The organism is Pseudomonas sp. TWP3-2, from assembly GCF_049897765.1.
Taxonomy (GTDB): Bacteria; Pseudomonadota; Gammaproteobacteria; order Pseudomonadales; family Pseudomonadaceae; genus Aquipseudomonas.
The window spans coordinates 17,182-33,120 of the sequence record NZ_JAFCWW010000006.1 but is presented as its reverse complement, the minus strand read 5'-3'; the positions used below and the strand labels follow the sequence as shown (position 1 = coordinate 33,120).

2 protein-coding genes (1 of these 2 only partly in view) are annotated in these 15,939 nt (G+C 63.4%); both read right to left on the bottom strand.

The features are described from left to right. A protein-coding gene (locus ACP7EE_RS11130) for a non-ribosomal peptide synthase/polyketide synthase (RefSeq protein WP_426234533.1) crosses the window boundary here: on the bottom strand, positions 1-2,902 show its beginning. The gene continues 14,906 nt to the left of window position 1, outside the view; the window shows 2,902 of its 17,808 coding nt (coding positions 1-2,902); the start codon lies at positions 2,900-2,902; its stop codon lies beyond the left edge, outside the window. Next, positions 2,899-15,921 (bottom strand): amino acid adenylation domain-containing protein, encoded by a 13,023-nt coding sequence (locus ACP7EE_RS11125; protein WP_426234532.1) that lies wholly within the window; start codon positions 15,919-15,921, stop codon positions 2,899-2,901. The genes ACP7EE_RS11130 and ACP7EE_RS11125 overlap by 4 nt, the downstream gene beginning before the upstream one ends. Positions 15,922-15,939: the final 18 nt, after the last annotated feature.

Genomic DNA, 15,939 nt, shown 5'->3' with positions numbered 1-15,939 from the left:
GGCGGGTTTCGATTTCGCCCAGCTCGATGCGAACGCCCCGGATTTTCACCTGATCGTCGTTACGACCGATGTACTCAAGCGTGCCGTCGGCGCACCAGCGTGCGAGGTCGCCGGTGCGGTACATGCGGCCGCTGTTGAACGGGTCATCGAGGAAGCGTTCGGCAGTCAGTTCGGGACGATTCAGATAACCACGGGCCACGCCGGCGCCACCGACATACAACTCGCCGGGAACCCCAATTGGCACCGGTCGCTGCTGGTCATCGAGCAGGTACACCGTGGCGTTGCTCACCGGCTGGCCGATGTGCAAGGTCTGTCCGGCTTCGATCTTGCCGGAGGTTGCGACCACCGTGGCCTCGGTCGGGCCGTAGTTGTTGATCACGTCGAAATGCTGGTTGCGGGTGAATTGGCGCAGGCGATCACCGCCGATCAGCAGCGTGCGCAGAGTCGGGTGTTCGAGGTTCTGGTTGAAGGCGTATTCGGCGACCGGCGTTGGCAGGAAACTCACGTCCAGCGGCTGCGCGCGCCACCATTGCAGCAGCGCGTCGATGTCTTCGCCGCCGTCCTGCGTTGGCGCCAGGTGCAAGGTCGCGCCCGCACACAATGCCGGCCAGACTTCCCAGGCCATGGCGTCGAAACCGAATCCGGCAAGGCTTGAAGTGTGGCGACCGGCGCGCAGATCGAACGCGTTGCAATGCCAGTCTACGAGGTTGGACAAGGTCTGATGTTCGACCATCACCCCCTTGGGCAGCCCGGTCGAACCCGAGGTGTAGATCACGTAGGCAAGGTGTTCGGCGGTCAGTCCCGGCACTTGCGGATCGAGCGCCGAATTCAGCGGCCAGGTGCAGCGGTCGAGATCGATCAGCGGCACGTCGAGCGCGGGCAAGCGCTCGCGCAGGTCATTCTGGATCAATACCGCGACCGGTGCGCTGTCGCTCAGCAGATAGTGCAAACGCTCGGCCGGGTGCGCCGGATCGACCGGCACATAACCGGCGCCGGCCTTGAGAATCGCCACCAGCCCGACCAGCGTATCCAGCCCCCGGCGGGCGACGATGGCCACACGGTCGTCGGGCCGCACACCCAGATCGATCAGGTGATGGGCCAATGCGTTGGCGTGCAGATTGAGTTCGGCGTAGGTCAGTTGTTCACCGAGGAATACCGCCGCCACAGCTTCTGGCCGCTCCGAAACCTGAGCCTCGAAGCGCTGCGCAATGGTCATGTCACGCGGGTAGTCGGCCGCTGTGGCATTGAAGCCGACCAGCACTTGCTCACGCTCGGTCGCCGGCAGAATCGATAGCTGATTGATCGGCGTATCCGGCGCCTGCTCCAGCGCGAGCACCAGACTTTCCAGCGCGCAGTGCATGTAAGCGCACACCCGTTGCGGATCGATTTGCGTAGTGGCCAGCAGCGTCAGGCTGAAGGCCTCGCCCAAATCATCGACGCTCAGGGTCAACGGATAATTAGTGCGTTCTTCCGAATGCAGGGTGCTGATGCCTTCCCACGCCGACAGGGTTTCAGCGCTGGCCGTCGCGGCAGTGTGGCTGTGGCGGTAGTTGAGCAAGGAACTGAACAGCGGCGTCGGCGACACCACGTTGCTGCACCGCTGGGCCAGCGCCAACGGCGCGTGTTCGTGGCGCATCACCGTGGTCAGCCGCGCGTGGGTCGCGTGGACGGCGGCGCGCACATTTTGCGCATCGATATCGACGCGCAACGGCAGGGTATTGATGAAAATCCCCAAGGCCCGATCCGTCGCCTCGGCGCCTTGCATGCGACCCATCAGCACCGTGCCGAATACCACCGATTGTTTGCCAGTGATGGTCGCCAGCACCTGCGCCCAGCCGAGGTGAAACAGGCTTGCCGCGCTGACCCCGAGTTGCCGCGCCTGACTGCGCAGGCGCTGGCCCAATTGCGCATCGATCGGCACGCTGAGTTCGGCGATGCCCTGACCGTCGCCCTGCACATCCTGCAAACCGAACGGCAGCGTCGGCTCATGAATGTCGCCGAGCATCTCGCGAAAAAACACCTCGTGCTCGGCTTCGCTGACGCCCAGTCGCGCCTGCGCCACATAATTGCGAAACGGCACCGGACGGCCCAGCGCGGCGCTCTGTCCGAGCAGGCAGGCGCGCATTTCATGGCGCACCACGTCGAGCGCCGAGTGATCCAGCGCCATATGGTGAAACAACAACGTCGCGACCACCCTCTGTCCTGCTTGATCCACGGCATAAGCCAGGCGCATCAGTGGCGCACGGCTGACATCCATGCGGAAATGCCGCGCGTCGAAACGCTCATGCAACTGCGCCAGAACATCTCCTTCGGCCTGCGACACAACCTCTTCCAACGGCAAATCGGCCTGACGCCAGACCACTTGCAATGGCTGATCAAGGCCTTCCCAGACCACGCCCGTGCGCAAAATGTCGTGGCGGTCGATCACGCTTTGCAGCGCCTGCGCAAATGCCTGCAAGCGCTCAATGCTGGCAAAGGCGAATTGCGACTGCATGATGTACGGATCGCCTTCCCCGCCACTGACATGGTGATAGAGAATGCCTTCCTGCAACGGCGCCAGCGGGTAAATGTCCTGCACATTGGCGGCGCCGCCGGGCACATTGCTGACGAGACGGTCGACGGTCGGCTGGTCGAGTTCGACCAGCGTCAGCATCGCCGGAGTGATTCGGCTGGTACCGGGAACAATGCCGTTGTCCGGCACCGTGACCTGCCCGCTCTTGCTCGCCGAATATTCGCCAGCCTTGATCAGCTCGATCAGCGCGGGTTTGTGCTCGCGCAGCAGCGCCACTAGCGTCGGATCGCTCAAGGCCTGCTTGTTGCCCTGCACGCGCAACTGATCGTCGGTGACTGCCAACTGAATGTCTTTGGCTTTGAGGGTTGCCAACAGTTCGAACACGCTCACAGGACGATCTCCATTCTTTCGGTAATTGCGGCGTAGCCGGCCAGGGTCGGTTGTTCGAACAACGCCCTGACGTCGGCTTCCATGCCTTCCTGACGCAAGCGGCCGATCAGACTGACCGCCAGCAATGAGTGCCCGCCCAATTCAAAGAAATGGTCGTGGCGCCCTACCCGCTCGACGTTGAGCAACTCGGCCCACAGCCGTGCGAGGGTGATCTCCACTTCGCCAATCGGCGCTTCGTATTCGCGGGTGATGAGCGAGGTTTGATCCGGTGCCGGCAAGGCTTTGCGATCGAGTTTGCCGTTGGGGCTGAGCGGCCAGGCTTCGAGATGCACGAACAGCGCCGGCACCATGTAATCCGGCAAATGCGCAAGCAGATCCGTGCGCAAGTGATCGCTGGAAAGCTGTGTCCCGGTGTAATAGCCGACCAGACGCTTGTCCCCCGGCACGTCTTCGCGGGCCAACACCGCAGCCTCCTGCACACCGGCAATCGCGGTCAGGCATGCCTGAATTTCCCCGAGTTCGATGCGCAGACCACGGATCTTCACCTGATCGTCATTGCGTCCCAGGTACTCGATGTTGCCGTCCGCCCGATAGCGCGCGACGTCGCCGGTGCGGTACATGCGTGCGTTGGGTTGATCGCTGAACGGATCGTCGAGGAAGCGTTCGGCGCTGAGTTGCGGCCGGTTGAGATAGCCACGCGCGACCTGCACGCCGCCGATGTACAGCTCGCCGACCACACCCAGCGGCGCCGGTTGCTGCTGAGCGTCGAGGATGTACATGCGCGTGTTGGCGATCGGTTTGCCGATCGGCGTGTTATCCGGAGTCTGCTCCACAAGCCCGGCGCAATTCCACGCAGTCACATCCACCGCTGCTTCGGTCGGACCGTACAGATTGTGCAAGGCGCTGGATGGCAATTGCTGTTTGAAGCGCCGTACCAGACTGCCCGGCAACGCCTCGCCGCTGCACATAACCTGACGCAGACTGGCGCAACGAGCGCTATCGCCATGGGCGAGGAACACGTCGAGCATCGACGGCACAAAGTGCAGCGTGCTGATGTGTTCGCGCTCGATCACTTCGCTGAGGTACAGCGGATCCTTGTGCCCACCGGGGCGCGCCATCACTAGCCGCGCGCCGGTCATCAATGGCCAGAAGAACTCCCAGACCGACACGTCGAAACTGAACGGAGTCTTCTGCAGCACTGAGTCTTCAGCCGTCAGGCGATAGGCGTCCTGCATCCACAGCAAGCGGTTGACCACTGCCGCGTGTTCGTTGATCACGCCCTTCGGTTGACCGGTGGAGCCGGAGGTGTAGATCACGTACGCCGTGTGCTGCTCGGTCAGCGTCGGGATTTGAGGATTGGCGCAGGGTAGCGATTGCCAGGTGTTGTGATCGAGATCGACCACTGCCGCTGCCACTTCGCCCAACAAATTCCGCGTCGAACCCTGCACCAGCACCACCAGCGGCGCGCTGTCTGCGAGCATGTAGGCCAGACGTTCTGCCGGATACGCCGGATCGAGCGGCACATAACCACCGCCAGCCTTGAGAATCGCCAGCAGGCCGACGACCATTTCCAGACTACGCTCGACACAGATCGCCACCCGCGAATCCGGCTGCACACCCAATTCGCGCAAGTGCTGCGCCAATTGGTTGGCCTGCTGATTCAGCTCGGTATAGGTCAGTCGCGAGTCGCCGCTCTGCACCGCGACAGCCTGCGGCGTGCGCAACACCTGTGCCTCGAACAGCCCGTGGATGCTCTGGTTGAGGTCGTAATCAACCTCGGTGGCATTGAAGTCGACCAGCAAGCGCTGGCGTTCGGCGTCCGGCAACACCGGCAAGCGCTTCAACGCTTGTTGCGGCGCGTGCTCCAGCGCTTCGACCAACGCAGTCAACGTGCGCTGCATGAACCCGCAGATGCGCGCCGCGCCAATCTGCGCCGGGATCATCGCCGTCAGGATGAAATCGCTGCCCAAGTCATCAACGTTAAGGCTCAGCGGATAGTTGGTGCGCTCTTCGCCGCCCAGCGTTTCAATGCCTTGCCAGGCCAGACGCGCGGCTTGTTGCACTTCTTCGCTGGCGCCATGCCGGTAATTGAGCATCGCGCTGAACAGCGGCGACGGCGCGGCAATCGCGCTGCAACGTTGCGCCAATGCCAGCGAAGCGTGTTCATGCCCAAGCAATTCGGTGAGCCGCTGATGGGTCGCCTTGACCCCGGCGCCCACACTGATATCAGCCAGATCAACCCGCAGCGGCAAGGTATTGATGAACATGCCCAAGCCGCGATCCGCGCCGCTGCCGCCCTGCATCCGGCCCAGCAGCACGGTGCCGAACACCACCGAATCCCGACCGGACGTCGCCCCCAGCACTTGCGCGAACGCCAGATGAAACAGGCTGGCTACGCCGACGCCCAGTTGCCGCGCCTGACTGCGCAGACGCTGGGCCAACGCTGCGGGCAGCGGCTGACGCACTTCCTCAATATCGTGACCGTCACCGCGCACGTCTTGCAGACCGAACGGCAAGGTCGGTTCGTCGATGTCGCCGAGCATCGCGCGGAAAAACCCTTCGTGCTCCTGCTCGCTGATGCCCAGCCGCGTCTGCGCCACGTAGTTGCGGTACGGCACCGCCGCACTCGCTGGCGCGGCGTGCCCGAGCAGAATCGCCTGCATTTCCTGGCGCACAACCTCCAGCGCCGTGTGGTCCATGGCGATGTGATGGAACAGCAACATCGCCACCACGCGGTCGTTGGCCGGATCGCGGGCGTACACCAGACGCAGCAGCGGCGCCTGGCTGATGTTCAGTCTGAAGCTCCGTGCGTCGAAACGTTCATGCAATTGCTCGGCAACTGCACCCTGCGCCGGGTCGAGTACAACTTCCTCTATCGGCAGCTCCGCGTGGCGCCACACCACTTGCACGGGAGCCGCCAAACCTTCCCAGACCACGCCCGTGCGCAAAATGTCGTGACGCGCCATGACCTGGCTCAGCGCGGCGGCGAACGCTTGCACCCGTTCGAGGCTGTCGAACGCCAGACGCGATTGCAGCAGATACGGATCCCCCTGCGCGGCGCTCAAGTGGTGATACAGAATCCCTTCCTGCAACGGCGCCAGCGGATAAATATCCTGCACATTGGCCGCGCCACCCGGCACCGTCGCGACGATGCGCTGGATGCTCGCCTGATCCAGTTGCACCAGCGGCAACAGCTCCGGCGTGATGCGCGTGCAATCGGCCGGAATCAGATTGGCCGGCACCTCGACTTCGCGTCCGCTGCCGACCGCTGTGGCCAGCGCCGCCAGGGTCGGCTGACTGAACAGCGCCCGCACATCAGCGCTGAGGCCGATCTGACGCATACGTTCGATCAGGCTCACCGCCAGCAGTGAATGCCCGCCCAACTCGAAGAAGTTGTCGTGGCGGCCAACCTGTTCGACCTTGAGTACATCGGCCCAGATCTGCGCCAGGGCGATTTCAATTGCACCTTCTGGTGCTGCATATTCGCGGCTGAGCCACGCGGATTGGTCCGGTTCCGGCAAGGCCTTGCGGTCGAGTTTGCCGTTGGCGGTCAGCGGTAAGGCGTGCAGTCGGACATAGGCTGCGGGGATCAACGCTTGCGGCAGATGCAGTTGCAGATGACTGCGCAGCGCCTCGATATCGACCGGCGAGCGCTCGGTGAACCACGCCAGCAATTGGCCGTCGCGCACCAGCGCCACGGCGTCCTGCACGGCGGGATGGCTGCTCAGCGCGGCCTCGATTTCGCCGAGTTCGACGCGCACGCCGCGTAATTTGACCTGGTCGTCGTTGCGCCCCAGGTATTCGATATTGCCGTCGGCCAGCCAGCGTGCGAGGTCGCCGGTGCGGTACATGCGCTTCTGCGGTTCATCGCTGAATGGGTCGTCGAGGAAACGCTCGGCAGTCAGCTCAGGCCGGTTCAGATAACCACGAGCAACCCCGGCGCCCGCCACGTACAACTCGCCGGCCACGCCGACAGGCACTGGCCGTTGTTGTTCGTCGAGCAAGTAAATCAGCGCGTTGCCAATCGGCCGGCCAATGTGCAGCGGACGCCCGACTTCGACCGGGCCCGAGGTGGCAACCACCGTGGCCTCGGTCGGGCCGTAGTTGTTGATCACCGCAAACGTCTGCGCCTGTGCGAACTGGCGCAGTTTGTCGCCACCGATCAGCAGCGTGCGCAGCGTCGGATGGCCGACATGACGGCTAAACGCATATTCGGCGACCGGGGTCGGCAGGAAACTCACCTGCAACGGCTGCGCGCGCCACCAGTCGAGCAGTTCATCGAGGTGTTCGTTGCCCACCGATTGCGGCGGCAGATGCAGGGTCGCGCCAACGCACAGCGCCGGCCAGACCTCCCACGCCATCGCATCGAAACCAAATCCGGCGACGCTGGCGGTGTGGCTGCCAGCGTGCAGGTCGAAGGTTTCGGCGTGCCATTGCACGAGGTTTTCCAGGGTCGCGTGCTCGACTATTACACCTTTGGGCTGGCCGGTGGAGCCGGAGGTGTAGATCACGTAGGCGAGATTCGCCGGGGTCAAGTTCGGCAACTGCGGATTACTGTCCGGCAGTGAATTCCAGTCGTCGCTGTCCAGATCGATCACCGGCACCGAACCCGATAGATGACGCGTCGAAGCCTGCACCAGTACCGCCACCGGATCGCTGTCCTGCAACAGATAGGCGATTCGTTCCTGCGGATACGCCGGGTCGACCGGCACATAACCAGCACCAGCCTTGAGAATCGCCAGCAACGCCACCAGCATTTGCGGGCTGCGCTCTACACACAGCGCGATGCGGTCATCCGCTTGAACGCCCAGTCCGATCAGATGATGGGCCAGCCGATTGGCCTGCTGATTGAGTTGGCGATAAGTCAGCTGCTGCGCACCCTGCATCACCGCAACGGCGTCGGGATTGTGCTCAGCCTGAGCCTCAACCAATGCATGAATCAGCGCCCCCCGCGGATACGCCACAGCGTGCTGATTAAAACCGCTGAGCAGGCGTTCCTGCTCGGCGGCGGGCAGGATCGGCAAGCGATTCAGCGGCAGTTGCGGCGACTGCTCCAGCGCCAGCACCAAATGCTCCAAAGCCTTGTGCATGTAGCTGCAAATGCGTTGCGCGCCGATCTCGGCCACGGCCAGCACGTTCAGCGCGAAGGCTTCGCCCAGATCATCCACGCTCAGGGTCAGCGGATAGTTGCTGCGTTCTTCACCACCGAGCAGGCGCACCCCGGCCCAGATGCCCTGACCGTCGCGCGGCTGATGCTCGGCCACGGTGTGGCGGTAGTTGAGCAACGCGCTGAACAGCGGCGCGCCATTGGCCACGCCGCTGCAACGTTGTGCCAGCGCCAAGGACGCATGCTCATGCCCGAGCAAAGCAGTCAGCCGCGAGTGGGTGGTTTTCACTGCCGCGCGCACGCCTTCACCGACATCGACCCTCAGCGGCAAGGTGTTGATGAACACCCCCAGCGCACGGTCGGCGCCATCGCCGCCCTGCATGCGGCCCATCAGCACGGTGCCGAACACCACATCGCGGCGGCTGGAAACCACGCCCAACACCTGCGCCCAGGCCAAGTGCATCAGGCTCGCGGCACTCACGCCGAGCTGTCGGGCCTGATCGCGCAGACGCCGGTTGAGTTGCGCGTCCACCGGTTGCAGCGCTTCCTCGATGGCGCGGCCATCGCCCTGCACGTCGTGCAGACCAAACGGCAGGGTCGGCTCGTCGATATCGCCAAGCATCTCGCGGAAGAATGCTTCGTGCTCCTGCTCGCCGGCACCGAGTCGCGCTTGAGCCACATAGTTACGGTACGGAATCGGCGCGGGCAGCGTGTGCGCCTGATCAAACATGAACGCGCGCATTTCTTCGCCCACCACGTCCATCGCGGTGTGGTCGAGGATCAGGTGATGGAACAGCACGATGGCTACCACCCGTTGTTGTGCCGGGTCTTCGGCATAAACCATGCGCAGCAACGGCGCGCGACTCAGGTCGAAGCGGTAATGCCGGGCGTCGAAACGCGCGTGCAACTGGCCGAGAATGTCGCCGTCGGCCGGGTCCAGCGCAACCTGCTGCACCACAAGTTCGGCGTGGCGCCAGACCACTTGTTGCGGGCTCGGCAGCCCTTCCCAGACCACGCTGGTGCGCAGAATGTCGTGACGCGCGACGACGTGCTGCAAGTTGGCGGTGAACGTGCGCAGACGCTCAACGCTATCGAAGGCCAGCCGCGATTGCAGCAGGTACGGATCGCCCTGCTCGGCGCTCAAATGGTGATAGAGAATGCCTTCCTGCAACGGCGCCAGCGGATAAATGTCCTGCACATTGGCCGCGCCGCCGGGCACGCTGGCGACGATGCGCTCGATGCTCGCCTGATCGAGTTCGGTCAGGCTGAGCATGTCCGGGGTGATGTGCGTGCAATTGGCCAGAATTCGGTTAGCCGGGACTTCGACCTCGCGGCCGCTGCCCACTGCTGCGGCCAGTGCGGCCAGAGTTGGTTGGTTGAACAGAGCGCGCACATCAGTGCTGAGACCGGCCTGACGCATGCGCTCGATCAGGCTGACCGCCAGTAAAGAATGCCCCCCGAGCTCGAAGAAATGATCGTGGCGCCCGACCTGTTCGACTTTGAGCACACTGGCCCATATCTGCGCCAGGGCAATCTCGACCGGGCCTTGCGGCGCTTCGAATTCACGCTTGAGCCAGGCGTTGTGATCCGGTTGCGGCAGCGCCTTGCGGTCGAGTTTGCCGTTTGCGGTCAGGGGCAACGCATCCAGTCGCATATAAGCTGCTGGCACCAGCGCTTGCGGCAACCGCGCTTGCAGGTGACTGCGCAGCGCCTCGATATCGACCGGCGAACGCTCGGTAAACCACGCCAGCAATTGCCCGTCACGCACCAGCGTCACGGCATCTTGAACCGCTGGGTAACTGGCCAGCGCAGCTTCAATTTCGCCGAGTTCGATGCGCACGCCGCGCAGTTTGACCTGATCGTCGTTGCGTCCCAGATACTCGATGGTGCCGTCGGCGAGCCAGCGTGCAAGGTCGCCGGTGCGATACATGCGCGCGTTTGGCTGGTTGCTGAACGGATCGCGCAGGAAGCGTTCGGCAGTCAGCTCCGGGCGATTGAAGTAGCCACGGGCGACACCTGCGCCGCCAACGTACAACTCGCCTTCAACACCAACCGGCACCGGGCGCTGCTGCTTGTCGAGCAGGTAGGCCTTGGCATTGGCGATAGGCCGGCCGATGTGCAAAACCTCGCCGGATTGGATGCGCCCGGATGTTGCGACCACGGTGGTCTCGGTCGGGCCGTAGTTGTTGATCACCTCGAAAGTCTGGTCGCGCGGGAACTGCCGGAGTTTGTCGCCACCGATCAGCAGCGTGCGCAGGGTCGGATGGCTTACGTTTCGACTGAAGGCGTATTCAGCAATCGGGGTTGGCAGGAAGCTGACTTGCAATGGCTGGGCGCGCCACCAGTCGAGCAGTTCGTCGAGGTGTTCGTTGCTGATCGACTCGGGCGGCAGGTGCAGGGTCGCGCCAACGCACAGTGCCGGCCAGACTTCCCACGCCATCGCATCAAAACCGAAGCCGGCAAGGCTCGCAGTTTGGCTACCGGCGTGCAGGTCGAATGCTTCCGTGTGCCAGTGCACGAGGTTTTCCAGGGTCGCGTGCTCGACCATCACGCCTTTCGGCTCGCCGGTCGAACCGGAGGTGTAGATCACGTAGGCCAGATGCGTTGGGGTCAGGCCTGACAGTTGTGGATTGGCGTCTGACAAGTGCAGCCATTCGCTGCTGTCGAGATCAATCACCGGCACTGCGCCCGGCAGATCCATCGTTGAAGCTTGTGCCAACACGGCGACTGGTTTGCTGTCACGTAACAAATACGCGATTCGCTCGCGTGGATGCGCGGGATCAACCGGCACATAACCGGCGCCAGCCTTGAGAATCGCCAGCATCCCGACCAGCATCTGCGGGCCACGCTTTACGCAAAGGGCGATGCGGTCATCCGGTTTGACGCCAAGGTCGAGCAGATGCCGGGCCAGACGATTGGCCTGCTGATTCAGTTGAAGATAAGTCAGCTGCTGCGCGCCCTGCACCGCCGCCGCCGCGTCCGGACGCGCCGCGACCTGCGCTTCAAATAAGCGCTGCACAGTCTGCGCGGGGGGATATTCACGGCCAGTAACATTGAAACCGACCAGCACCTTCTGGCGCTCGTTCGGCGACACAATCGAAACGTCATGCAGCGGCGTGGCGGGACTTTGCTCCAGCGCCAAGACCAGATTGTGCAACGCCGTTTGCAGGTAATCACACACCCGCGCGCCATCCACTTCGGGCACTGCCTGCACCGAGAGCCGGAAGCCCTCCCCCAAGTCATCAACGCTGACCACCAACGGATAATTGCTGCGCTCGCGCGAGCTGAGAATGTGAATGCCGTCCCACGCCAGCGTCGCCGGTTCAGCTGCGCTGTGGCGATAGTTGAGCAAAGTGCTGAACAGTGGCAACGAACCGGCCACGCCGCTGCAACGCTGGGCCAACGCGAGTGAAGCCTGTTCGTGCGCGAGCAATTGCGCCAGCCGTTCATGGGTGGCGCGCACGCCCTGCTCCACGCCCAGCGCCCCGCCGCTGACGCGCAGCGGCAAGGTGTTGATGAACATCCCCAGCGAGCGCTCGGCCCCGGCGCCGCCCTGCATGCGTCCGAGCAGCACGGTGCCGAACACTACGTCGTCGCGCCCTGCAACCTGCGCCAGCACCTGACCCCAGGCCTGATGCACCAAGCTAGCGACGCTGATCCCCAGTCGGCGCGCCTGTTGGCGCAGGCGCTGGCCCAGCTCTGCATCCAGCGCAAGTTCACTGTCAATGATCGTGCTGCCGTCGCCATGCACATCCTGCAAACCGAAGGCCACGGTCGGCTCGTCGATGTCGCCGAGCATGTCGCGGAAGAATGCTTCGTGGGCCTCAGCGTTATCGCCGAGCCGCGCCTGCGCCACGTAATTGCGGTATTGCACTGGCGCCGGCAGCTCGCTGGTGTTTTCGCGCAGCGCATCGCTGATCTCTGCCACCAGCACTTCCAGCGCGGTATGGTCGAGGACGATGTGGTGCAGCAGCAGAATGCCGACCCAGCGCTGTTGCAGCGGGTCTTCGGTGTAGGCGAAGCGCATCAGCGGCGCGCGGTTGAGATTGAGGCGATAGTGGCGCGGGTCGAAACGATGTTGCATTTGCTGCAATACGTCATCGTCCTGCGGATCGGCGTCGACCCGCTCCAGCGCCAGCCGCGCCTCGCGCCAGACCACCTGCACCGGTTCCTCCAGAACTTCCCAGTGCACGCTGGTGCGCAGGATGTCGTGACGCGTGATCACGCTGTTCAGCGCGCGAACCAACGCCTTGATCTGTGACAATCCATCGAAAGCGAACTGCGCCTGCAACACGTACGGATCGCCGTCGGCGGTCGCCAAGTGGTGATAGAGAATACCGGCCTGCAACGGTGCCAGCGCATAGATGTCCTGCACATTGGCGATGCCGTCGGGGATGCTCGCGACGATGCGGTCAATGCCGTCCTGATCCAGAGTGGCCAACGGCAACATGTCCGGGGTGATGCGCGTGCAGCCCGGTTCGATGCGATTGGCCGGCACTTTGACCGTTTGCTCGCCACCCAGTGTCGCCGCCAGCGCCGCAACGCTCGGCTGGCCGAACAACACGCGCACGTCGCAGTGCATTTCCTGCTGACGCATGCGTTCGATCAGCTTGACCGCCAGCAGCGAATGGCCGCCGAGTTCGAAGAAGTTGTCATGACGGCCGACCTGTTCCAGTTGCAGCAAGGTCTGCCAGATCGCGGCGATGCGCTGTTCGACATCGCCCAGCGGCGCCTCGAAACCACGGCGGGCATAGGCGTCACCATCCGGTTGCGGCAAGGCCTTGCGATCGAGTTTGCCGTTGGCGGTCAGCGGAAAGGCTTCGAGGCGCACGAAGGCGCTTGGCAGCATGTAGTCGGCCAGCGACACCAGCAGTTGTTCACGCAGTTGCGCGACGCTTGGATCGGCGCCGTCCTCCGCCAGCCAATACGCGACCAGTCGCTGATCGCCGGGGCTGTCTTCGCGGGCGATCACCACCGCTTCGCGCACGCCTGTGCAGGCCGACAGGCGCGCTTCGATCTCGCCCAGCTCGATGCGGAAACCGCGGATTTTCACCTGATCGTCGTTACGCCCCAGATAGTCGAGGCTGCCGTCCGCCGCCCAGCGTGCGAGGTCGCCGGTCTTGTACAAACGTGCCTCGGCGCGAGCGGTGAATGGGTCTTTGATGAAGCGTTCGGCAGTAAGGGCTTCACGATTGAGATAACCGCGCGCCACCCCGGCACCACCAACATACAACTCCCCGACTACGCCGACCGGCAACGGCTCGCGCTGCTCATCCAGCACGTACAGTTGCAGGTCAGGAATGCGCACGCCAATCGGGCTGACGCCAACCAGTTGTGCATCCGCCGCCGCCAACGGGCGATAGGTCACGTGCACCGTGGTTTCAGTGATGCCGTACATGTTGACCAGCCGCGTACCGGCATTGCCAACCCGCGCGTACCAGGGTTTAAGCAGGCCCGGTTCCAGCGCTTCGCCGCCGAAGATCACTTCGCGCAGGGAATGCTGCAATGGGCTGCGGCCCTGGGCCGCGACCAACTGGCGGAAGGCACTCGGCGTCTGGTTGAGCACCGTGACGCCGGCCTGACAGAGCAACGCATAGCACTCGTCCGGCGAGCGGCTGACTTTCTGCGGCACGATCAGCAACTGCCCGCCGAAGCTCAGCGCGCCCCAGATTTCCCATACAGAGAAGTCGAAAGCAAAGGAATGGAACAGCGCCCACACGTCCTGCCGGTTGAAGTTGAACCAGTCATCGGTCGCCGAGAACAGTCGCGCGACGTTGCGGTGTTCGACCATCACGCCTTTGGGCAGACCGGTCGAGCCGGAGGTGTAGATCACGTAAGCGAGATGCGCCGTAGTCAACTCTGGAACCTGCGGATTGCAGTCCAGTTCGGCTTGCAGCGTCGGGTCATCGAGATCGATTTTCGGCACAGTGAGATCGGCCACGCGATCCTGCGTGTCGGCCTGCATCAACAGCGCAACCGGCGCACTGTCCTGCAGCGTGAAAGCGATGCGCTCCAGCGGATACGCCGGGTCAATCGGTACGTAACCGGCGCCAGCCTTGAGCACGCCGAGCAGGCCGATGAGCATTTGCGGGCCGCGTTCGACGCAGATCGCCACGCGATCATCAGGCCTGATGCCCAGCGCCAATAAGCGCTGGGCGACCTGATTGGCGCGGCGATTGAGTTCGCCGTAGCTCAGGGTGTGCTCTTGAAAAATCAGCGCTGTGGCATCGGGCTGCAATTGCGCGTGGGCTTCGAATTGCTGGTGGATCAGCGGCGCTTCGGCGAACTGCGCCTGTGGGGAATTGAGGCCGTGCAGCAAAAATTCGCGCTCGGCGCTCGGCAGAATATTCAGGCTGTGCAGCGGGGCTTGCGGCGAGTTTTCAAGCGCCTGCGCCAGGCTTTCCAGCGCGGTGTGCAGATAGTACGCAATGCGCTCGGCGCCGAGGGTTGCGTCCACCAGCGCGGTGATGCGCAAGTCTTGGCCGAGGTCGTCGATATTTACGGTCAGTGGATAATTGGTGCGCTCGCGGGCACCCAGCACTTGAATCCCCGGTACCAGGTCAACCACCTCGGCGACTTCTTCGAGCGTGCTGTGGCGGTAATTGAGCATCGCGCTGAACAACGGCGTCGGCACCGCCACCGCGCTGCAACGCTGGGCCAGCGCCAGTGATGCCTGTTCATGAGCGAGCAATGCCGTCAGGCGGCGGTGGGTCGCCAGCACGCCGTCGCGCACACCTTCGACGCCGACATCCACGCGCAGCGGCAAGGTGTTGATGAACATGCCCAACGCGCGTTCACCGCCCTCGCCCGCGTCCATCCGCCCAAGCAACACGGTGCCAAACACCACCGCCGTGCGCCCGGACAATTGACCGAGCACCCGCGCCAATGCGAGATGCATCAGGCTCGCCACGCTGACACCGAGTTGCCGCGCTTGCCCGCGCAGTTGCCGGCTCAAATCGCTGTCGAGCATCAGCACGGCTTCTTCGATGTGCTGACCGTCGCCCTGCACATCCTGCAAACCGCCGGGCAACGTTGGCTCGTCGATGTCGGCAAGCATCTCGCGGAAGAACGCTTCGTGCGCCTGTTCTTCGCCACGCATACGCGCCGCCGCCAAGTGATTGCGATACGGCACGGCAGCCGGAACAGCGGCGGTCTGCTCAAGTAAACACGCTTGGATTTCACTGCGCACTACGTCGAGGGCGATGTGATCCATGATCATGTGGTGAAACAGCATCAACGCCACGACGCGACCATTGGCCGGGTCCTCGGCGAACACTACGCGCAGCAGAGGCGCTTGCTGCAAGTCGAGGCGGAAGTGGCGCGGGTCATGCCGTTTCAGCAACTGCGTTAACAGGTCAGCGCTGGCGTCGAGGCGCACTTCCTCGCAAACCAGCGGCGCCTGGCGCCAGACCACTTGCAACGGTTGATCGAGGCGCTCCCAAATGAACGAGGTACGCAGAATATCGTGACGCTCGATCACCCAGCGCAGTGCATCGGCGAACGCCTCCAGATGTTGGCGACTGGCGAAACTGAACCGCGCCTGCGACACGTAGGGATCGCCATCAGCCGCCGACAGATGGTGATAGAGCATGCCCTCCTGCAACGGCGCCAGCGGGTAGATGTCCTGCACATTGGCCGCGCCACCCGGCACGGTGTCGACGATACGGTCAAGGGTGTCCTGATCGAGATCCACCAGCGGCAGCATGTCCGGGGTGATGCGCAGTGCCGGGCTCGACCAGCCTCCGCCATGGCGTGCGACCAGTTCCAGCAACTGCGCCTTGTGCTCGGCGAGGCTGTCCCACAACGCATCATCCAGTGCGTCGTCGGCACCCAGAATGACCAGGTCTTCATCTTCCTGTTGAAGGCGGATCGCATGGGTGGAAATAACAGCCATCAGTTCGCTGAAATGCATGAGATAACCTGCTGTAAA